Source organism: Lederbergia ruris (assembly GCF_018332955.1).
Taxonomy (GTDB): domain Bacteria; phylum Bacillota; class Bacilli; order Bacillales; family Bacillaceae_C; genus Lederbergia; species Lederbergia ruris.
In genome coordinates this window covers 1-22,061 of sequence record NZ_BORB01000002.1, presented here as the reverse complement: position 1 = coordinate 22,061, position 22,061 = coordinate 1, and the positions used below count along the sequence as shown (strand labels likewise).

The 22,061-nt window shown below is 38.8% G+C and carries 17 protein-coding genes and 2 pseudogenes; 3 read left to right on the top strand and 16 right to left on the bottom strand.

All coding sequences use genetic code 11. The annotated features are described in order from the left end of the window. From KI363_RS01575 to KI363_RS01565, 3 genes are all read right to left on the bottom strand, one after another. Positions 1–633, bottom strand: a complete 633-nt coding sequence (locus tag KI363_RS01575) for a chromate transporter (protein ID WP_212965093.1) — start codon at positions 631–633, stop codon at positions 1–3. Between the two features lie 158 nt (positions 634–791). Continuing rightward, positions 792–1,931, bottom strand: a complete 1,140-nt coding sequence (locus tag KI363_RS01570) for an ROK family transcriptional regulator (protein WP_212965091.1) — start codon at positions 1,929–1,931, stop codon at positions 792–794. Between the two features lie 213 nt (positions 1,932–2,144). Then, positions 2,145–3,089, bottom strand: coding sequence for a formylglycine-generating enzyme family protein (locus KI363_RS01565; protein ID WP_212965089.1), 945 nt, complete (start codon positions 3,087–3,089; stop codon positions 2,145–2,147). Positions 3,090–3,409: 320 nt separating this feature from the next. On the opposite strand from KI363_RS01565, the gene KI363_RS01560 reads away from it, so the two are divergent. Beyond that, positions 3,410–4,057, top strand: coding sequence for a DsbA family oxidoreductase (locus KI363_RS01560; RefSeq protein ID WP_158323045.1), 648 nt, complete (start codon positions 3,410–3,412; stop codon positions 4,055–4,057). A gap of 57 nt (positions 4,058–4,114) precedes the next feature. Beyond that, positions 4,115–5,208: pseudogene (locus KI363_RS01555) on the top strand (NADH:flavin oxidoreductase). Positions 5,209–5,405: 197 nt separating this feature from the next. On the opposite strand, the gene KI363_RS01550 reads toward KI363_RS01555, so the two are convergent. Both KI363_RS01550 and KI363_RS01545 read right to left on the bottom strand, forming a co-directional pair. Beyond that, positions 5,406–5,678, bottom strand: a complete 273-nt coding sequence (locus KI363_RS01550) for a UTRA domain-containing protein (protein WP_246516677.1) — start codon at positions 5,676–5,678, stop codon at positions 5,406–5,408. Between the two features lie 31 nt (positions 5,679–5,709). Beyond that, positions 5,710–6,174, bottom strand: a pseudogene (locus KI363_RS01545) (amidohydrolase family protein); the annotation flags it as partial. Positions 6,175–6,336: 162 nt separating this feature from the next. Here KI363_RS01545 and KI363_RS01540 point away from each other — a divergent pair. Next, positions 6,337–6,819 (top strand): C39 family peptidase, encoded by a 483-nt coding sequence (locus KI363_RS01540; RefSeq protein WP_212965087.1) that lies wholly within the window; start codon positions 6,337–6,339, stop codon positions 6,817–6,819. A gap of 132 nt (positions 6,820–6,951) precedes the next feature. Here the strand turns inward: KI363_RS01540 and KI363_RS01535 are convergent, their stop codons facing one another. The 11 genes from KI363_RS01535 to KI363_RS01485 all read right to left on the bottom strand — a co-directional run bounded on the left by KI363_RS01535 (position 6,952) and on the right by KI363_RS01485 (position 21,877). Beyond that, positions 6,952–8,097, bottom strand: coding sequence for an oligogalacturonate lyase family protein (locus KI363_RS01535; RefSeq protein WP_212965085.1), 1,146 nt, complete (start codon positions 8,095–8,097; stop codon positions 6,952–6,954). Between the two features lie 176 nt (positions 8,098–8,273). After that, positions 8,274–9,629, bottom strand: coding sequence for a sulfatase family protein (locus KI363_RS01530; RefSeq protein ID WP_212965083.1), 1,356 nt, complete (start codon positions 9,627–9,629; stop codon positions 8,274–8,276). Further along, positions 9,616–12,885: a glycosyl hydrolase gene (locus tag KI363_RS01525; RefSeq protein ID WP_212965081.1), complete on the bottom strand. Its 3,270-nt coding sequence runs from the start codon at positions 12,883–12,885 to the stop codon at positions 9,616–9,618. The genes KI363_RS01530 and KI363_RS01525 overlap by 14 nt, the downstream gene beginning before the upstream one ends. 109 nt (positions 12,886–12,994) lie before the next feature. Further along, positions 12,995–14,086 carry a rhamnogalacturonan acetylesterase gene (locus KI363_RS01520; protein ID WP_212965079.1) on the bottom strand — a complete coding sequence of 364 codons (1,092 nt, stop codon included), beginning with the start codon at positions 14,084–14,086 and terminating at the stop codon, positions 12,995–12,997. Between the two features lie 375 nt (positions 14,087–14,461). Continuing rightward, positions 14,462–15,361, bottom strand: coding sequence for a glycine betaine ABC transporter substrate-binding protein (locus tag KI363_RS01515; protein ID WP_212965343.1), 900 nt, complete (start codon positions 15,359–15,361; stop codon positions 14,462–14,464). Between the two features lie 337 nt (positions 15,362–15,698). Then, positions 15,699–16,337, bottom strand: coding sequence for a YesL family protein (locus KI363_RS01510; RefSeq protein ID WP_212965077.1), 639 nt, complete (start codon positions 16,335–16,337; stop codon positions 15,699–15,701). Positions 16,338–16,405: 68 nt separating this feature from the next. Continuing rightward, a complete protein-coding gene (locus KI363_RS01505; protein ID WP_158323051.1) occupies positions 16,406–17,278 on the bottom strand; it encodes a carbohydrate ABC transporter permease in 873 nt (290 codons plus the stop codon). Positions 17,279–17,281: 3 nt separating this feature from the next. Next, positions 17,282–18,193 (bottom strand): carbohydrate ABC transporter permease, encoded by a 912-nt coding sequence (locus KI363_RS01500; RefSeq protein ID WP_158323052.1) that lies wholly within the window; start codon positions 18,191–18,193, stop codon positions 17,282–17,284. Between the two features lie 42 nt (positions 18,194–18,235). Beyond that, complete coding sequence (locus tag KI363_RS01495) at positions 18,236–19,510, bottom strand: ABC transporter substrate-binding protein (protein ID WP_212965075.1); 1,275 nt, start codon at positions 19,508–19,510, stop codon at positions 18,236–18,238. A gap of 1,207 nt (positions 19,511–20,717) precedes the next feature. Beyond that, positions 20,718–21,731 (bottom strand): sugar kinase, encoded by a 1,014-nt coding sequence (locus tag KI363_RS01490; RefSeq protein ID WP_212965073.1) that lies wholly within the window; start codon positions 21,729–21,731, stop codon positions 20,718–20,720. Continuing rightward, complete coding sequence (locus KI363_RS01485; RefSeq protein WP_212965071.1) at positions 21,728–21,877, bottom strand: hypothetical protein; 150 nt, start codon at positions 21,875–21,877, stop codon at positions 21,728–21,730. Before KI363_RS01485 ends, KI363_RS01490 begins: the two co-directional genes overlap by 4 nt. Positions 21,878–22,061: the final 184 nt, after the last annotated feature.

Below are 22,061 nucleotides of genomic sequence, written 5' to 3'. Positions count from 1 at the left end.
TTATGAACTCATTTTTTCCTCAGGTTCTTCTATATATGATTCTTTTTTCTTTGGTTGTTTGGAGTTATGGGGAACTGAAATATGAAGTAATTCCTTTACCTTTACAAGCATAATCCCAAGCAATGCGCCACTCACTATAACAACAATAGGGTGCCAATGGAACACAACCATCATCACGACCATAGCAACCATTAAAACAAAAGTTGATTTATCTAAAATGGAAGTCTTCGCAATTTTAATCGCTGCATAAGCGATTAACGCCACAACCGCCGCGCGAATTCCTTGAAAGGCAGCCGCAACATGCGGATTTCCCTTTAATGTAAGAAAAATTAAATTCAACAGCAAGACTAGTAAAAAGGTTGGAAGAAGAACACCAACCATTGCAACGATGGCACCACGTACACCAGCAACTTTATGTCCAATAAAGGTTGCTGCATTGACCGCGATCGCCCCGGGAGCTGTACCTGCAAGGGCAAACATATCAGATACTTCCCCCATTTTTACCCATTTCCTTTTGGCGACGACTTCCCTTTCAATTAAAGGAATCATCGCATAACCGCCCCCAAAGGTAATCGGGCCTATTTTTAAAAAAGTCCAAAATAATTGTAAGTATAACAACCAATCTTTTTTCAACCCACACCCAGCTTTCTGTTTTCTCGTATATTATTTCTATTATAACACACTTTATACCAAAACGGATGAAAGTAGCGGAAAATAAAAGGTAAGACTAAAGTGTTCTCACCTTTTTAAAGAAGTCGTTGTAATGCCCAGTTCAGGGCGGCATTTTTTGTTTATTCAAAAAAATGTTCAAATACTTGGATAGCAGCGCCAATACTTGTGGCCTTTTCCCCGAGTACTCCTTTCCGAATCGTAATCGGGTGATTGCGAGCACAAATATGCTTGTTCACAGATTGAACAACTTCTTGATAGTACTCTGAATCATGGTAAATTAATTTCCCGTGTAATATTACGGTGTCAGGATGCAAAATATGGATCATATTGGCAATACCTATGCCGTAATAATGGGCTGATTCCATGATGATTTCTCTAACTGACGATTCCTTGCTGTTTAATAAATCATCGATTGTCGAAGGGATTCCAAGAGAATCTAAGCGGTTCAACATCGCCCCGAAGGAAACGTACGTTTTCAAACACCCTTTGCTCCCACAGGTGCAGTCCCTACCCTCTGCCTCAACGACAATATGTTCATAGGAAGTGGCATCTCCTTGTTTTTGATTAAATAAACGTCCTTCCTGAATATAGCCACACCGAATGCCATATCCGCTAATACAGTATAAAATATTTTCTTCATGATCGTTTCGAGCATAGTATTCTGCTACAGCCGCTGTATTGGCTCCATTATTTAGAATAACGGGAACAGAGAACCTTTTATGTAAAATCTCCCCAATGGGAACATCTCTCCATCCTTCAGCTGGAAAAGATTCAGGATTTAAGATCACACCATTTTCTCGGTCAATGGGACCAACAGCCCCAATACCAATCCCTAATAGAGAGGGGATTTGGTAACGTTCCATAAGTGCTCTGATCATATCATTGATCTTTTCAATCGTCACCTGCGGGGTATGTTGCTTCATGAATGAAAATCGGTCGTTCCCAATAACTTCATAATTCAGATTTAGAAGCATCACTCTTACATCCGTACGAGCAATTTCAATTCCAATCACGTAAGCGGCATCTGAAACGATTTCATACAAAACCGGTGGCCTTCCCCCAGTTGGATGACCAAACCCTGCTTGACGAATTAAACCTCTATCCGTCAATTCAGCTAGCATCCGCGTCATAGTCGTATTCGGCACATGAAATTCCTTTAGTAACTCGGCTTTTGATATTCTTCTTTTTCGATGAATATACTTATATAGTGCCTTTTTTAATTGGTTCTTTTCACTTTTATCGCTTAAAAAATCCCTCACTTTCTCCATCTCCTCCCACTCTTGTTCCCCATCTTAAAACCATGTAAACCCATCTACTTTATGTATTATTAATATGATAGTACCCGTTCTATTTTAACCATGTCAAGACATATCTCATATCTCCCCAACGTGATTAACCTCCAGAAATGGTGTTCTATTCATAAACACCTTCTGAAGGTTATCTTAAAATTATTATTCACTTAACATAGGAAGTTAGTTTACATCTCCTACGCAACGAAATCCAATATTTCCGGTAGAACTATCAGGGGTGTTGGAACTTCTTGCAGCCACTCTATAACGATTACAATAAGATTTATGACAAAGATACGAACCGCCTCGCATTGATTTATTACTACCTTTGTCAGGTCCTTTTGGATTATCTGTACGATTGTTTAAATGATAGGTAGGACTAAACCAATCATCACACCATTCCCATACATTCCCAACCATATTATATAATCCATAACCATTTGGAGAAAAACTATCAACAGGACAAGTACCCAAATATCCATCTGCCTTCGTGTTTTTCACAGGAAACTTCCCTTGCCAGATATTACATTGATGCTTCCCACCTAGGATTAAGTCATCGCCCCAAGGATATTTTTTTTGAACGAACCCACCACGGGCCGCATATTCCCATTCTGCCTCTGTTGGGAGCCTTTTTCCGCTCCATTTGCAGTAAGCCTTTGCATCATTCCACGAAATATGAATCACTGGATGATTCATCCGATCTTGAATGGTTGAATCTGGTCCCTCAGGATGCCGCCAATAAGACCCTTCTACTGGCACCCACCACGGAACCCCTACAGGTCGTTGAGATATTTTATTTAATGTTTCTTTTGATAAAAACAAATGAAATACGAATGACCAGCCAAATTGCTCTGCCTCTGTCACATAACCCGTTTCATTTACAAATTGTGCAAACCGCTCATTTGTCACCGCATATTGATCTATATAAAAGGGATCAAGCTTCACTTTTCTAATTGGCCCTTCCCCATCAGCAGGAAAACCTTCTGTATCTTCCGTCCCCATTAAAAATTCCCCACCTTCAAGAAGGACCATATTTTCCTTGGAAAAGTCTGCTTTTTCTTTTAAATCCGGATTGACCGAGCTTGCTTTTTTCCCATCACGGTGTTGGACTTGACAACACGATTTCATTCCCGCACCTCCATGCCAATAGATTTACTTTCATAGCATTACATTCTAAAATGATCGTCTTTTCCATTATAGCATGTTTTACTTTTACAATAGAATATTAGATTTTCTTACATTGCTTAAGACGGTTTTTGAGCTTTTTGTTGCATAGGACTGATTAAAACCATTCTCTCTCATTTTAAAACTTTGCTGTTCATTTGTGGATCATATACAATGGAACAGCATGCATATGCGAAAGTTTATTCCATCCGATCAGTCTCCCCTTTAAATGGGGACGCATTGATCTACAATATAACCCGAATTATGAATGGGAGGTGATAACCGTGTCGATAAAGATAAAGGTGTATTCAGATTATGTATGTCCTTTTTGTTTTTTAGCAGAACAACCTCTTAAAGAAGCTATAAAAGGAAAAGATGTAGAAGTGGAGTGGATGCCGTATGAGCTGCGTCCATCTCCAAATGAAACCTTAAAGCCGGAAGGGCATTATTTACAAAGTACGTGGAAACAGTCCGTTTATCCAATGGCTGAACAGATGGGGATTGACATAGTCCTTCCGAGAGTGTCACCCCAGCCATACAGCCATTTAGCATTTGAAGGTTATCAATATGCCAAGGAAAAAGGCAAAGGTAATCAATACAATGACCGGATGCTGCGAGCTTTTTTCCAGGAAGAACAAGATATTGGCAACATTGATGTACTAACAAAATTAGCTGGTGAATTGGGGTTGGACGAAGAGGATTATCGGGATGCCTTAACTACAAGAAAATACAAAGAAGCACATAAAAAGGCACTGAAACATGCTTATGAGGAGGCAAATGTTACCGCCGTCCCGACATTTGTCATTGGAGATACAACGATCGCGGGGATACGTTCAAAGGAAACCTTGGAACAAATCATTAACGATGAATTAAATAGACAAAAGTCGGTTATTTTAACGGAAGGTATGGCCTGTGATATAGATGGTTGTTAATTTATTTCATAAAAGTAAATACTGTATATGGTATTGAATACGAAGGGGGTTTACATGATGACAAACGAAGATTTGCTATTTAAAACATTGACATTGGGAAATATGAAACTAGATAACCGGGTAGGAGTTGCTCCAATGACACGGACAAGCGCTACATCGGAGGGGCTTGCGACTGACCAAATGGTTTCCTATTACACATCATTTGCAAATGGCGGTTTTGGGCTGATTATAACGGAGGGAATTTATCCGGATGATAAGTATAGTCAAGGTTATTTGAATCAGCCAGGTATTGTTTATAAGGAACAAATACAGGCTTGGAGGAAAGTGGTAGATTCTGTTCATCAAGCCGGGTCGAAAATTTTTGCACAGCTTATGCATGCAGGGGCCCTTTCACAGGGAAACCGCTTTGTGAATGAAGCAATTGCTCCTTCTGCTGTTCCGCCGAAAGGAGAGCAAATGGAGATCTACGGGGGAAAGGGGCTTTTCCGACTCCCAAAGAAGCGACTAAAGATGAAATCACAGAGGTCATTAATGGTTTTGCGAATGCGGCCAAAAATGCCCAATCTGCTGGTTTCGATGGAGTAGAGATTCATGGAGCAAATGGCTATATACTGGATCAGTTCTTGACCGATTATACGAACGAGCGTACAGATGAATACGGGGGATCTACGGAAAATCGCGTCCGTTTATTAGTTGAGGTTTCTAAGGCCGTCCGGAAGGCCGTTGGGCAGGACTTTACTGTCGGAATCCGCATTTCACAAGGAAAAATAAATGATAACGAACATAAATGGGCGAGAAAAGAAAAAGATGCTGAAATCATCTTTGGTCAATTAGGACAGGCTGGTCTTGACTTTATCCATGTGACGGAATATAAAGCATGGGAGCCTGCATTCGATTCTACCGGGGCATCACTTGCCTCCCTGGCAAAAAAATATGGAGGGGTTCCCGTAATAGCCAATGGTCACTTAGAGAATCCAACAAGAGCAAGGGAAATGATCGAGAATGAGGATGCTGATTTGGTTACCTTGGGTAAAGGGGCCTTATCTAACCATGATTGGGTCAACAAAGTCAAAAATGGAGATCCGCTAGCAGAGTTTAAGCCGGAAGAAGTGTTAAACCCGGATGCTAAAATTAAGGAATTTGAAGTATAAAGTAGCTAAATTAAAGAGTCATTCCCGAAATATTAGCGCTACTCCTTAATGAAAAATAAACAAAAACTTAATTTGATCACAGGAAGAAATGACTTGCGACATCGATGTAGGTTGATCCTGAGGTATGTTTTAAAATTTTACTGGACTTTCTAGAAACCATAAACTAAGGCTTTATCCCATTGTAATGGGATAAAGCCTTAGTTTTTCTTTGATCCATCGTAATTGACTACATAATGATGTTCACCAGTCTTATAATCCCCTTCACTGTATTCAATCAGATTTCCCTGGTCATCAAAAGAAAAGCGCATTCGTTTTAATAATGGAGTGCCTTTTTCTACGCCTAAATGCTTTTCTTCATGTTCAGGTGCCTGAGCGACAGCAAATTGATCTTGAAATTTACTTAAATAAATCCCCTGCTCTGAAATAAGTTGATACAGAGAACGATCATGAACACCGGATAATTCTAGCAAGAGAATAACCTAAATCGAGAAATTTAGATTATACATTAGCCATACTAAAAACAGGGCCATTGATCCGATTTCCGCGATAAATATCGGTACTAATCGTATGGAGACCGATATGATGTCGCTTCACAGCTTCTGCCACTTTAAAGGAAAAACTAGCTGTTCCATGGCCGACATCGAGATGGACACCGCGTTGGATAGCATCAAGGAATTCAGGAAGTGGCTCCCCATTTAAATAATGGGTAATCACATCCCCTTTTTTCAAAAGGGCGAGTATTGATTCGATTTTCGGTGGAGCAGATCCAATATGAACCATCAATGGCAGAGAAGTTTCGCTTGATAGCTGCCTAGCAATATGTAAGGGTTCAATCCCGCTCTCGCCCACAACACTACGGCTGATCCGTGCTTTTAAACCAACAATCTTATTCGAATACTGTTGGAGGGCTTGAATCACTAGCTCACGATCAATCCAATCAAGATGAGATAACTCGTCCACCCGCTCTCTTATAAAAGGGATTTTTTGCTGGGATGGTGAATGGAATATATGGAGATGATCAATCTTTACAAGCAGGTGTCTAATACGATCAGTAGACGATTCTTGCAGAAATGTCTTGATTTACAATGCTCCGTCAAATAATTACTATGGACAAGAAAGGTGATTTTATTGAAACTAAATGTGCCTCTTATCAGTCAACTTCCAGAGTTACCAACAGGTTGCGAAATTACGGCTGTCACGATGATATTGCAGTTCAGTGGGATTGAAGTAGACAAAATGACATTAGCAAAGGAAATGCCTTTGCATGCATCTGATCCTACGCAAGGTTATGTGGGTAATCCCTATGAAACATCAGGCTGGACCATTTATCCGCAAGCTCTTTTAGAACTGATTATAAAATATACAGGAAATGTTCGAGATTTAACAGGTCTTGATCTTCTGGCATTAGAACAACAATTAAATGAGAAAAAGCCCATTGTTGTTTGGGTCTCACCTTTGCATGGCTTTACCGTGCACGCCCTAGTCCTAACAGGATTTGACCAAACGTATTACTATTACAACGACTGTTGGTCTAACCAAAGGGAAAAAATGAAAAAAGAAGATTTCCTCCAGATTTGGGAAAATCAAGAAAGAAGAGCAATATCTTATTGATTATGAAACCCTTATTTCTAGTACCTCGTTAATCAAATTTTTCCATAAATGCATTTCTACCTAAATTTCAAGTTCTTAAAAGTTTAACAACAACTCTTTAGGACTGAAAACAAGTGTGAATCAAGGCTAGATTTAATTTTTTATTTCATAATTAGGCAGTGAATTAAAATCATTAGGCAAGTTAACCAAGTATAAATTCCCATAGCCATTTTTATCGCTAGTAAATAATAATTTATCCCCACCTGGGCTAAATCTTGGGTGGGCATGTACTTTCTGGACATGAAAACTACAGCGATGTTCACATAATACTTTTGGTTTTGTAAACTCCCCATTCTCTTGGCTCCAAACAATCAGTTTATCTAGTGGTGCACGGCCATCAACAACGATCTTGGAAAAATCATTGGATTGGGCATGCCAATTTCGGAATGGAAATTCTACCTCTTCCATATGCTGATTATCGAAACTTATTTTCCCAAAAAAGGCAGTCCCATTGGCACGAAAGCCATGATAACCAATCGTCTCCCCGTCTGCATGCCAATATTCATGGCCAACCATTTCCAAAGGCTCTTTTCGCTCCCGAATTTTCCATACTTCTCCTGTTCGAAGATTCAAACCCCAAATACAATGGTCCACTAATTGCCATGGTCCTTCATGGCAAAATGTAATCAAATCTTTCTTTGTTGGCGATGTATTAATATGCGTAATGAAGTTTTCTTCCTCAAACACCACTTTAGCTGTTCCATCTGCAATTGAAATCTGGAGAATTTGTGATTTTGGCCTTACCTCCATTAATTCCCGATGACCGATATAGCCATTTTTTAAGTCAATTTGGATTTGATCGGAAAAGTCTTCACGCATACAAGTAATGATATACTGACCGTCAGCGGTACAATTAATATTTCCGCCAACAAGGGATTCGGGGCCCTCATAAACCATCCTTTCCTTCAATGTCTCGAGATTAATTTCAATGATTTTATTTTTTCTTCTAAAATAAGCTTGTTTTTCATTAGGATGCAAACAAGCCGACATATCATATGTTGTGTCATAATCAGTTAACTGCAGCATCTCACCTGTTTGAAGATCCATTCGAAATAAATTTGTTTTATTTTCCCTATCGGAGCAGAATAATAGTTTATTCTCATTATCATACCAGCCGTTTTCTGTAAAATATAAATGATGACTATGTCCTGTATAATTGGTTAATTGTGTAATCGGAACACCTGTAAATCGGTCGTTGTATTGTGACCATTCTGGGGACCAAACTTTTCCTTTTGTCATTGTTAACCTCCAATTTGATTTTAAGAAATTTACTTTAAAACTTTTGAATTCAATTGTTTGACTTTAACTCCCTTCATCTAGATATCTATTTTGCAACTTGATGTGAGGCATTTCTTTTCTCTCGATTCTCTCATGCCATTTGTTAACTTCATCTAAAACTCCCAAAGAAGTGTACTTTACATAAAGACTTCTTTTTCTGTCACTCTGCGCTGTCCACTTCCTTTGATTGGTGCCTGTTCAATCAGTGGTCGGTCATTTTCGACTTCTTCGATTCTTCGTAGTAAACGCTCCCGTAGCTTATGAGCCACCTCTTGATGAGATTTAAGGCCAATTAAATTCGTTAATTCATACGGATCTGCCTCCAAATCATAAAGGAATTCCTCGGTATAATGATCTGATTTAGAATCATGTACAGGGTCTTTTGTTGGATCAGAAACACTATATTTCCATTTCTGTGTGCGGATCGCTCTTCCCACCTGTGCCTCACTAATTTGGATAAAGACATCCTCCTGCCAATCCCCATTTCCCCCATGTATCAGTGGCAAAATCGAACGTCCCATCATCTCCTCTGGAACCTCCAGACCTGCTGCATCAATTAATGTTGGGGGGAAATCAATTAAACTTACTAATTCTTTTTTCTGCCCCCCTTGCCTAAATCTAGGTCCAGTAATCGCTGCAGGTATACGAATGGAACTTTCATGGCAAGAACGTTTATACTCCTTGTTTCTCGTTTTGAAATGGCAACCATGGTCCGATGTAAATAATAAAATCGTATCGTCATATAAACCAAGACTTTTCAATGCATCCATCAATCTTCCCAGCGCTTCATCCAGTCGTTTCACCATTCCATAATAGCCTCCTAAATGTTGTTGTGCCGTACCACCAAGAGCAGCAAGATCAGGCGGCGTCCATCTTGATGTATATTTCTCGCGGTAACCATCAGGTGCTGGATAATCATCGATTCGATTTTGATGATGGGGTTCAAGATATGAGACAAAGAGAAAGAATGGATTATCTTGATGTTGATCGATGTAGCGTATAGCGGCATCAGTCAACGCATCCACACGATATCCGGGTAACTCTACTGGTTCACAATCATTGTTATAAAGGGTAGTTTGATAGGCTTCAGATGTGTGTTCTAAGGCATTCGAAGCTAACCAATATTCATACCCACCCCTTCTTTCTACACTCACGGGTTCTTCCGCTGCGAGATGCCATTTGCCGATATAACCTGTCTGATAGCCTCCATCTTTGAATTGTTGAGCCAGCGTTTTTGTGTCAGATGGCAATGGTACTCCATTATGATAGCACCCTGTTTGAGTCGGATAACGTCCAGACTGAAAAGCGGAACGGGCAGGTCCACAAACTGGCTGACATGTAACAGTATTATAAAGATGCGTTCCTTCTTGAGCCATCCGGTCAAAATTAGGTGTTAAATCTAGAGGATTCCCATGTACACCTGTCGTATCCCAACGTTGTTGATCTGTGAAAAAGACAACGACATTTGGTCTTTTATTTTTACTTTTGCTCAATCGATTCACGCCCCTTGCGATGAAGATCTTCTTTTTCTATCTTGCGTACATCTTTTAAAGTATGTGAGTCATCATCAAAATATTTCCCCTCTAAAAGTCCGATTAATGTATTCGTCACTTTCACTTCAACGATATTTTCCCCTTCTGACAAGATGCTTGTTTTCCCCTCCCATTTATATGGAGACCATGCTTTAACACCAAGAGAATGGCCATTCACCATGACCTCAGCACATTCATGAAAATATTCAAACTCAGAAAATCGCAATGTAAAATTGGCTGTCTCTGGTAATCTATCAATTTGAACCTTCCTCTGGAAGCGAACAGCTCCCGCATAATATGGCAATCCTTTGTAAGGCCCAACAATCGTTGGGGCATTTTTAGGCAGATCCGTCAAAACTGGTTGTAGATTATTAGAAAAATCAACACCAAAGTCTCCCATTAAATACAGTGGATCGACAACACCTTCCCAGTCATGATGAATCTTCCCTTTTATCTCGACAGTATTTTCTCCTTGTTTTATCAGTGATTGAATATCACAAACAACATTGTTATGATCGTAGACAAATTTCTGGTGGAAACGATCCTGACCCACAATCGATCCATTAATAGAAATTTCCAGCTCACCTTGAACTGCTTGACAATCCATGACTAGTAAACAATGTGATGGAAGTCTCTCAACCTTAAATGCTGTTTGATAACACACATCGATTGGATAGGCCATTTTCACCTTCATTGGTGTTCCAAATGTTTGTCTGAATTGTACTGGCAGTGTATGTTTATTGGCTAGATCCTCACATTGATCAATAAAAGTCTTTGCCTGCACAGTACAGGTAGCTTCTCCGTGCGTCAGTAACTCTAGATTAAATTCAGCCAATCTTAACATATTCTCTTGCAATGGCTTCATGTCCCAATTGTCCGCAGTATTTATATCCAAAACTGCGGGCTCATCCGCAGTGAAAGAGTCTACCATTTCTACCTGATTTTCTTTGATCTGAATCAGATAGGATTGATAAGGGGCAAATTCTAACCCAAGTTTCCAACCATCTTCAGACCAAGTAGCATGCAATAGTTCTTCAAGTCCTGTTTCCAAATTCAATTTTGAAATCTCTATATCATTTCGTTTTATAAACAATTCGGCTTGGTGTGTATCCCCCTCTTGATTGCTTATGAAGACGACCTCTGCCCCATCATCAAAGCGACGTTGTTGCAGTAAAAAAGATTTGGCATCATCATCCACTTTGAACTGGATACCTCCCTGCAAATATTGATCAACAATTTTAAACAAGGCCTGCATTCTTTCTTGTAAAGGTTGACCCACTGTACAAGGGATGAAGAAGGCATTTTTCTTGCCCTTAGTATAATAAGTGAGTAAGTCCTGCTGCTCACCTTCCCAGAAATCAATTTTTGCTTCTGAAGCTAACCCAAAGGTCATCTTAATTTCTGCAAAAATTCCTTCCTCCTCATCGATTTTTTCATAAGGGAGAAGACCATTAGCAATAACCGTTCCACCTGCCTCAATAAACTGCTTGATTTTCTGCCAAGCATCCGTTTCCAAATTTGTGATTGGCGGGATTATTAGAATAGAATACTTAGCTTTCCCTATCGTCATTTGCCCATCAGAAATTTCCGCTCTCTCTAATAATTCCGGATCAAGATGATCATAATCTTCGTAATGAGTCGTTAATTGAAAACATAGATCTGCCCAATGCTGTTTTAATTGTTCTAATTTCTCTTTCTCTGCTTCATCTTTACCTGTGTAGGCAAAAGAAGAGAATGGATTCCCCATATGTGTCCACAAACTTGTTGTTGGATCAAGCACAGCAATCGGGCGTACAGGCGTCCCTTCACTCATAAGATAACTCATTCTTGCTGTATAATCTCCTAGCATTCGGTAATGTTGCCAATATGGATTTTGTAAGAATTGGGAAGGTGGAGCATCATGCTTGACCATCGCATCCAAAGTATAAAAGAAAGCATGAAAATTAAAAAAGTTAACTCCAAATGCTGCTAAACGATCAATCATCCATTTCGCATCCTGTAAAGTCATCGACCAGCCGACGCTATGGAAACTTTCAATTAATGCCCGGTCTCTTCCAAGCTGGTTGCTTAGAGAACTAATCATTTTTGGATTCGCTCGTAAACTATAAAAATAGCGCTTTAAAATCCAATCTAATGGTCGACCTAATTTTTCATGAGCACTATCCCCACCAGGAACATGGCTATATGTTTGCCCTGCCATCCTGACAGACGGGACTTCAGCCACATACTCTAATCCATACTGTTCACACCAATCATGCACTTGCTTATGATACGCTTCCCTGAAAAGAAGATGGTTGGCTTGGAAATAATGGTAACGGATTTTCGGAGCTAAATCACCATCTTGGTAAAGAAGCAAATGTAAATACTCACGAATATCATAGCCATATTTTTCTTGTATAAAGGATACAAAGCGTGGTGACCAAGGATAACGTCCTAATAAATGAATTTCATCTGTAAACATTCCTTTAATGGTTTTCCCAAAATGTTTCTTCAGTTTCTGTGCATAGCGCTCATGAGTCGTTTGTATAAAAGTCGTCATTGCTTCCGTGTGGCAAGGATCTACAAAAGTTCCATAATATTTAAAATCATTAATTTCTCCTTCAAGAAAACAATGGATTTCCCACTCCCCATCAGGAGCCGTCCAATTCAACATTTTCTTCGGATTATAGGTGAAAAAACGCTTTTGATTATAAGCTGTTAGCCCAGTCTTCTGGTAAACAGGATCAACCTGAATATTCCCGATATATTCTTTCACATCGATCGCATCATTCCAAATAGGAGCTTTCGTCTGGGGATCTATCGGCACAGCCTTCGCAAACAGCACTTTCCCCCATGATAATTCAATTTGCACTATTTTCCCGCCCTCTATTTTTTCAACAGAGTGATGTAAAATCGATTGTTTGGCATCTGGATGCTCTAATGTCACTTCGCCTCCAGCCATCCCACTTGGGTAGGGATATTCATCATACAACCAAACCTCCATATGATACTTAGCAGCTATTTCAACCGCATACTCCACTTCTTGAAACCATTCATCTGATAAATAAGGCACTGTCATTCCTTGACGTGCACATAAGAAAAAGCCTGTCACCCGTTTATCTGCCATCTCTTTAATTTGCCGCTCTATTTCCTTTTCTGACATCTCCCCATTCCAAAACCAGAATGGGTGAATCCCGTATTTGGCATCTGGATTTTGAAAAGTTTTCAGATCAAACATTTTGTCACCTCATAGATTAAAATTATATTTTTTAATATCTACACAAATGCTGAAATCAGGAAAATCTCCTCATATCATTCATTATGAGCGGTCATTTTTATCTAGGTCCTTACCTAATCAACGGTGATTCCATATCTTTAAGTATATGAGAGCTTAATGGCTCAACTCTCGCCTCCAGAATACCTTTAGCGACCAGCCTTGCAATTTCAATCGCACCTGATTCAGAAAAATGGGTATTATCTTGCGCACCTTCTGGAAGGTTTTTATATTGTCCTGGTTCTGCCCACAAAAACACTTCCTTAGAACGCTCTATCCCTAGTTCCTCAAAATATACTTTGCTTAACGCCGCTAAGTCGACAAACGGTACCTTTTCTTGCTGAGCTAGTTGCCTCATTGCTTCGATGTAATCCCCATGGGTATTCTTGATGCTGCAATTCTCTTCGAAGAAACGGCGATGCATGGGTGCAACAAGTATTGGATGGGCTTCGATCTCGCGGGCAAGATTAATGTATCGCTTCAGATAATCCTGATACGTCGTAAAGGGCTTGGTGCCGCCCACATTATCTTTCTCATCGTTATGGGCAAATTGAACGAGAAGATAGTTGCCTTTATACATCTTTTTGGCAATACGATTTAAACGACTTTCCGCAATAAAGCTTTTGCTGCTTCTACCAGAACGTGCATGATTCGCAACAGCAATACCTTCATCTAGAAACAAGCCAATCATTTGTCCCCAACCTGAATAAGGGAATTGGCCGGATGGCTGATCTGTTACCGTAGAATCACTGGCAAGAAACATCGTGAGAATGCTCATCATCCGTTTCACTTCAACATGCTGCACACTGGGAGCTATACCGCCAAATGCAAGCTTTAATTGCCCGTCATCAATATGTACGGCAAAGGTTTTAGTTAAGGACTCCCCTGTCTCTGTCCTTACTTCATACAGCTTTAGATGACCCAATCCCTCCTTCACCGTCGTGATGGCCGCTTGATCGGGAGAGCCCAGTGTCAGGGTAACCTTGTAATTCCCATTCGGTACGTCCATCAAAAGCGTTGGCACAGGTGTCAGAAAATAATCACCAGGCCAAGAGTCTCTTAAATCTTCATATCTCGATGGATTTGGCGGAACAGAAAAACCATGCCATTTCTCTTTGTCATATTTATTCTCAATCTTCGGTACAAATGAATAACCAAACTCCATCTTTTAATCCACCCTTTCTTCAATTGCAAGTTCCTCAATGGACAGCGCTTTCAAAATTCCTTTTCAATCAAAGCAAGGTATTATTAATATCCCCCTAACTACTTACCTTACAAAATTATTTTCTTCCTCTTTTTAATCTTTTGTATACTCTTACTATACAAAATTAAGTTTATTTTAACAACGTTGTTACTTTTACGATGAAAAATAGATAAGCTTTTTCCTAAAACAAGACGGTATATGAATTTCTATGATTACACAAAAAGATCAAAGTGATAGATGCCAGGAAAGATGAGCGGCCTTAGCTTTATAGAAAATAAAGCTAAGGCCGCCTAAATCATTTTTATTATTTCCGCTGTCTACTTAATCATGGGCAGTTTAATCTTTTAAATCCTCAATAGAATTTACATCTTCCATATAAGTCGGAACTGCTAAACCTTGTCGTACACCCTCCATGTTTACACCAAGATCGTCCAAATCACCCTCATATTTTTCGATGTAATTTTTATGTGTGATCGGAAGCCAAGCAGCCAATGTGGCATCAGCACTGCCATCCGCAACACCCGCAAACATTGGTCCAGGTTCTACAGAGGATATGGTGACGTCGTATCCCATCCCTTCTAATACCTGCCTCATCATATAATGGCTAGCAATTTCACTATCCCAAGGAGCATATGCGAGTTTAATTTTATCCCCCTTCACTTTAGGTACATCTTTTGTCCATTCTGCAACCTTTTCCTTATTATCATCTACCCAAGCCTGTGCTGCCATTTCTGGGTCCTCCCCATCTTCAATGGCGACCATAATTTCTCCCATGTCCTCTGTATCCCAATGAAAACGTTCCAATATGGTGTAGGCTTCAGGCTTGTCCTCTTTTAATCCCTTTCTAGCGAGTGTGTGGATTTCTTCTGCATCTCCATATAATAAATTAGGATCATCTAAGAATTTGAGATCATATTTTATAAACTTCCAATGTGGACTCCATGCCGTAAATACAATCGGCTCCTCTTTATCATAAGCCCTTTTCAAAGCAGCCGTCATAGATGCCCCAGATCCCGAAACCAACTCCCAATCAGAAAGATCATACTCCTCAAGCGCTTTTTCTGTTGCTTGCATAAGCCCAGAGCCAGGATCGGTTCCAACGATTGTATAGTCTACTTGGTCACCAACAGTCTGACCTTTTTGTGCATCATTTTCTTTTGCGGCACTGCTCCCACAGGCAGCCAGTCCAACTGCTAAAAGAGTGGCTAAACTCAGTCCAGTTATTTCCTTGAAAATTTTCATAGTTGTTAGTCCTCCTTGTAAGTTTGTCTAATCATGAAGGCATTGTATAGAGGAGAAAGTAATCTAGCAGGTATGACCGGATTTTTTCTATTTGCTCTCGCAAAAGGGAATACCTATAAAACTATAGTATGAATCTCTCTTTGGGACAACGACCATATAGATAGCTTAGCGACGGTGAATCGACGTAAGCGCGTATTTAATGAACAATTAAGATCGTTAACGTATATATGCTAGGGTATCCTTTCACTCATGACCAATTACAAATAGGAGAAAGTTGGGAAAATCCCTCTAAAATTATGAGAAACTCTAGTTCATAGTGTATTTCAGTTTTTTAAATACGTGTTGTCATTGCCTGTTGTTCATATTCAATTTTCTTAAACGATCGATAACCAAACCACATAAGATTTAGACTAAATAAGCTCACGCAAAGCAATGGAATGAGCCCGGAAAAATACCAATATAAACAGAAAATCACGATACAACCGAGGATCATCATAAGTGTTGATGAAAGTTGGGAAATTCCAATTAGCAAAGCATATTTAAAATACGCAAAAAAGGAAATTTCAAAGTGAACATACACAGGGAAAAAGTTTAATAAAGTAATAAAATATAATACCCCTAAACAAAACATGACAATAAGAAGGGCTTGAAATAGGAAATGAGAAGAAGTTTTAAAATAAATAATATCGATTCTCAATATATAGCCGACTACTAAAAATAACAAACCAAATAGATTGGCCTTAAAGAATTCACGTCGAAAACTATTCCAATAGATTTGCAAGGCTGATTCTGTTTCATTCCCCATAATCCACTGCCGCAAAAGGGTAAATAAACCAACCGTTGCTGGCATAATCCCAAAAATTCCTAGCCCTAATAGGGTGAAAATCAACCATAGTACATTAGCATAGACAAGTTTGATCACCCATTCTCCCGCTTGGTAGACCACCTTCATGAGTCCATTTAATTGCATGAATCGATCACTCTTCCTTTTGGGGGACTTGACAGCAATTTGTGTCAAATCCCCTTATTTTCTTTAGATCAGCCCTTTACTGCTCCAATCGCGACACTACCGATAATTCGCTTAGAAAATAGAGCAAAAACAATAATAATCGGTAGAACAGACAAAGCGACACCTAAATACTGAACACCGTAATTTGTTCCATAGTAACCTTGAAGAAGTTGAACTAACAAAGGCAGTGGATATTTTTGATTGGAAAACAGTAAGACCAATGGTCCGATAAAGTTATTCCAGGAACCGATAAAAGCAAAAATGCCTAATGCGGCCAATGCCGGTAAAAGCATAGGCAAAATAATCCGATTAAATGTTTTAAATTCTCCTGCTCCATCTACCCTTGCCGACTCCATAATTTCATCTGGGATGGTCCCATCAATAAATTGTTTGACAAAGAAAACGGCAAAGGCATTGGCAGCCGCAGGTAATATCAATGCTGCATAGGTATCCAATAAATTCAAAATATACATAATCCGGAAAGTGCCCACAAGTCCGAGCTGCTGGGGAACCATCATCGTCGCTAATACAAACCAGAATAACACTTTATTCCCTTTGAATTTATATTTAGCAAACCCATATGCATTTAAAGCTCCAAAATAAAGCGTTAGCGCGGTTGAACAAGTAGAGATAATCAAGCTATTCAAAAAGCCACGCCATATATTAATATTCTCATTCATCGATTGGTAATTTTCGATTAAGGCATGTCCAGGTAGAAAGATGAACTTAGAAGCAATATCAGCATTAGTATGTGTCCCATAAATAATCATAATATAGAAGGGAACGATACAAATAATGGATAGACATATGAGTAAAACATGAATGATTATATGACTTGGTTTCATCTTTTTAGAATTCCGAAGTGGTCGGCCAATTTTTGTTTGCACTGCCTTTTGCGCCATCTTTTATGACCTCCCTTGGATATTTTCAGTATTTGATCTTCGATTTGTAACAGCAAAGGACAAAATTGAAAAGATCACAATCACGATAAACAACCCGAATGCGATCGCCGAACCGTAACCATATTGATATCTTGTAAAGGCGGTCTCATATAAATACATCACACTTGTTAAGGTGGCTTTGTCTGGTTCCCCTGAACCATCTGTCAAGGTATATGGTTGATCAAATATTTGCATACCACCAATAATGGAAGTTATGACCTGGAAGAGAATGATGGGTCTTAAAAGTGGTAATGTAATATGGAAAAAGACTTTCACTTTGGAAGCGCCATCAATTTCGGCAGCTTCTAATAAATCTTTTGAAATTCCCTGAAGACCTGCAATATAGATAATCATGGAATAGCCAAAATACTGCCAAAAGAGAATGGATGAAACTAATATCCTCATAAATATTGGCTTATCAGCCCAATGAATAGGATCCTGAATAAAGCCAAGACTCATTAATAATTGGTTGAAACTCCCCGTTTGCCAACTAAAAATTAATCCAACTAAAAGCCCCAATGAGGCAGCTGTCACAATGTTTGGAAAGAAAAATACAGCCCGAAAAATACTTTTTCCTTTAACAAACTTTTCATGAAGAATTACAGCGAGTACAAGACTAACGGTTAATTGTGGAATAACCGAGACTCCCCATATAAGTAGTGTATTAAACAATGATTTGTAAAAGAAAAAATCGCCAAAAAGTCGTTGATAATTCTCAAAGCCAACTAAGACTGGGGTACCAAAACCATCCCAATCGGTAAAACTTAAATAGAAAGAGTATACAATCGGATACAATCCGAAAATCAGGAAAATAATAAAAAATGGTGCGATAAACACATACCCATAATGATCCTTTCGTAAAAGCTTTGAAAACATACTCATTCCTCCTTTACCGAAATATACAACTTTAATCCTTGCTTAATCCACATTAATTTCAGGGAAGTTATGACCGACTTCCGTTTTGAATGACTCAAGCATTTCTTCTTTCGTTTTGTACCTTCCATTCAAGTAATTATTCACTTTGTCACTCCACAATCCATTGATATCATTGTCATATTTTGTTTGTGGTGCTGAAGGTACTTGCTCCCCTGCCTCTACGAAAAACTCAAAGTATTTTTGCCCACCTAAGAATTCGGACGTTAATTTGGGAGCCAATTCAGAATCAATATCTTTATTACTTAGAAAATACTGTTGGCTTTTAGCTAGTTCCTTTGAAAATTCCGGGTCAGACGTATAAAACTTCATAAATTCCCAAGCTAGGTCTTTATTTTTACTGTTGTTATACATAGCTAAAAATGTGCCCCCACCACTAAATGTTTTCGGTCCATGAGCTAATCCCCATTTTCCTGAAGTCTCGGGGGCATTTTTTTCAAAAATATGTGGCAATCCCCATGTTGGCTCTGCATAAAACATAACAGACCCTTTTTGCATCGAAGCTGTCCATGCCGGTCCCCATGACTCATATTTTGCCTCCACATTTTTTTCCCTTGCTTCCTTTACTAAATCCAATTCATTAAGGCGGACAGAATCAATCACTAGGTTTCCATCCACGACCCAGGGTTCTTTAACATTCGAGCTTTCTACAATGTTAATATCACTCCAACTTGATAGGGCGTGAACCTCTCCATTACTCTCTTCATAAACCCTTTCGCCAATTTCCATGATTTTATCCCAGCTATTAATCATTTCGCTTACTTCATCAGGATCATCCGTACCTAAGTATTCTTTTGTAAGGTCTCTCCGATAATAGAAAGCTCCCGGTGTTCCCTGGTACCCTAACCCTCTAATAATCCCGTCTTCATCCTTTTCCATATCCTGAATATATTGGAACTGCTGCTTCAGAATTTCCTCAGCGTTATAGGGTGCCTGTGATAAATTTTCTAGGCGCGGTATTTCCTTAATTTGCGGCCAATACGTATTCTCTACAAAGAAAATATCTGGTACATTTTTCTCTACCTGTAAAACAGAAATCAGTTTTTGTACGTAATTATCATTTGTAATAAATAGAAGATTGACATGTATATCAGGATTTTTTTCTTTAAATTTTTCTACGGCGTATTTAGCTTCATCCGTAAAAGTCCAGATGGTCAGTTCCTGCTTCTTTTCATTGGATGCTGACAATGAACATCCAGAAAGAATAAGAGACAAACTTAGAAGAACAATGATACATACAAATAAAAACTTTTTTCGCATTTCTACACCACCCTTTTATTTATTGGAGAAACAAAAGAAATAATTCTATATGTATATCACCCCCTAAAATAAATTTACGTTTCTTTAAGGATGCTTTAGACGATCTAAGGACAAAGTTTATCGGTATATGTATGGAAGTGAGATACGGAAATACACTTTGGATTCTTAGAAATTCAATTCTATCGATCAAACAGTACAGTAAGATTGTTTTAGTGGTGATCTTTGCTGGAAGGAATGTAGAGTTTTTACTGAGATTAATATGAATGCGCTATCATTTTAAATGTGTATCACTTGTTAAAAAGGTCTTAATAAAAGTCCGTATATACACCTGACAGCCCGCATTGTTTGAAAAATTGCGTTACACTAAATTATTTAGTTCTAATCTAAAAGAATAGAAATCTACTGTGTAATCATCTATATGGTTTAAATATTTAATCACTAAACTTTGGGATTTATTATAACAACGATTTATTAGTTTGTCCATCGAATATACAAAGTCTTCGGACCTATGTTTATATTCCATCTATTTTTACTAATTAACGTAGATTGTATGTAATTAATAAAGGGCAAACGCAAATAGTAGGGTCTTAATCATTACTTTTTCCTACTACATTATGAAGGGAATCATGATAAAATGATCCCCTTCTTACACTTTACTCAAAGTTGCATATATTTGCGAAACCGAGCAAAATCAAAGTGACTTTCTTGTAAAAATTTTAAATGACTTGAACTTTTATCTACTTTTAATTTTCACCAGCAAATAATATAGATAAAATAATGATGTTCCTTTGATCTCTTTTTGACCACTCCTCCGTCTAGAGAACCTAGATTCTTCTTCGCAAACATTTCACTCGGATCTACGTTTTCGATGTTCTATCAACTTTTCGTACATCCAACCCCACCTTGGCTCTGCGTTTTTGATGATCCCTCGACTTTTCGTACATCCATCCCCACTTCGGATCTACGTTTTCGATGTTCTATCGACTTTTCGTACATCCAACTCCACTTTGAATCTACGTTTTCGATGTTCTCTCAACTTTTCGTACATCCAACCCCACTTTGGATCTACGTTTTCTATGATCTCTCGACTTTTCGTACATCCACTTCACTTTACATACCTCCAAGGAGGGGCAGAGGTGAAATTTGATAGAACAATACTTGTTAGTGATGGGGTTTTCCCTCCTTGCTCGTTAATTTCATTACTTTATTATCGATTAACTTCCCCTGATTTTTGCTCGGCGAATGCCGTGATTTCTTCTTTCGAAAATGGATTTACATCCCCATAAACGGTATGTTTTAGGGCGGATGCGGCTGTTGCAAAAGAAACAACTTGTTCCGGGCTCATATCGGTTAATAATCCATATAAAATGCCCGCTGCAAAGGCATCTCCACCACCCACGCGATCAACCATATGATCAATATGGAATATTTTTGACTGATGGAGCTCACCTTCCATATAAAAATTCCCCTGCAGTGTATTCGTAGATGCTGATAGGACTTCCCGAAATGTAGAACAAAAATAGGTTATATTTGGATATTGAGCTTGAATACTTTTGTAATAGTAATCTAGTTTTTCTGATTGATTCATATCTCTAGCTGCCTCAGGAATCCCTAATATATGAAGTGCATCCAATTCCCCACAAGAACATACATCCACATAAGGGAGTAGAGGTTTTAGTGTTGCCGCAGCATCTTCCTGACTCCAAAGTTTAGAACGATAATTAAAATCAAGACTTGTTAAAATTCCCATTTCTTTTGCTTTCCTTAATGAATAGGTTGTGATTTCCTTTAAACTAGTTGAAAGAGCTGGCGTTATGCCTGTTACATGGAAAAGTGAAGCCCCTTCAAAAATAGCGTCAAAGTCGATTTCATCCAACTTCATCTGTGAAAAACTAGAGTGCTTGCGATCATATGTAACCTGCGTGCCTCTTCCACCTACCCCAGGCTCAATATAATAAGTTCCCAAACGGTCCCCATTTTTGATTAAATAATCTGTACGGACTCCATTTGCTTTTAAATGTCTTTCTACCCCTCTTCCAACCGCGTTATTAGGTACTTTACTTACAAAATAGACATCCATTCCCAAATGAGCTAAGGAAGCACTGACATTTGCCTCTGCCCCACCGTAATTTACAAGAAGATGATCGGATTGCTCAAGGCGTACACCAACTTTGGCAGAAAGACGTAATAAAATTTCGCCCAATGTAACGATTTTCTTCATATCCACGTTCCCCTTACTTTAAAGACTTCTTGCATGTATGGCCGTGTATTATCAGGAATCTTTGTTGCCCCTTCCTTGAAGTCTGCCCTAACCACTGCGGCAGTACCTGCATCTGCAAATTTGGAAAGCGTTGTAAACTTCTTCATTTGGCACCCCTTCTTTTAAGTTAGTCATGAATTTCATATGTTTTCACATCGACACTGTGATGCTAGTATAGTTTCATGGACACATCTAAGTTAAATTTATACAATGACTTTTAAGGAGGATGTGTCCGATGAGTAAGAAAAATAATGGGAAACGGTATAACGATGATTTCCGAAAAATGATTGT

Bases quoted from the DNA above. Each gene is read 5' to 3' on its own strand.
- KI363_RS01565 (WP_212965089.1), bottom strand. From the start codon at position 3,089: ATGAAATCGTGTTGTCAAGTCCAACACCGTGATGGGAAAAAAGCAAGC.
- KI363_RS01535 (WP_212965085.1), bottom strand. From the start codon at position 8,097: ATGACAAAAGGAAAAGTTTGGTCCCCAGAATGGTCACAATACAACGAC.
- KI363_RS01525 (WP_212965081.1), bottom strand. From the start codon at position 12,885: ATGTTTGATCTGAAAACTTTTCAAAATCCAGATGCCAAATACGGGATT.
- KI363_RS01520 (WP_212965079.1), bottom strand. From the start codon at position 14,086: ATGGAGTTTGGTTATTCATTTGTACCGAAGATTGAGAATAAATATGAC.
- KI363_RS01510 (WP_212965077.1), bottom strand. From the start codon at position 16,337: ATGCAATTAAATGGACTCATGAAGGTGGTCTACCAAGCGGGAGAATGG.
- KI363_RS01505 (WP_158323051.1), bottom strand. From the start codon at position 17,278: ATGGCGCAAAAGGCAGTGCAAACAAAAATTGGCCGACCACTTCGGAAT.
- KI363_RS01500 (WP_158323052.1), bottom strand. From the start codon at position 18,193: ATGTTTTCAAAGCTTTTACGAAAGGATCATTATGGGTATGTGTTTATC.
- KI363_RS01495 (WP_212965075.1), bottom strand. From the start codon at position 19,510: ATGCGAAAAAAGTTTTTATTTGTATGTATCATTGTTCTTCTAAGTTTG.
- KI363_RS01490 (WP_212965073.1), bottom strand. From the start codon at position 21,731: ATGAAGAAAATCGTTACATTGGGCGAAATTTTATTACGTCTTTCTGCC.
- KI363_RS01485 (WP_212965071.1), bottom strand. From the start codon at position 21,877: ATGAAGAAGTTTACAACGCTTTCCAAATTTGCAGATGCAGGTACTGCC.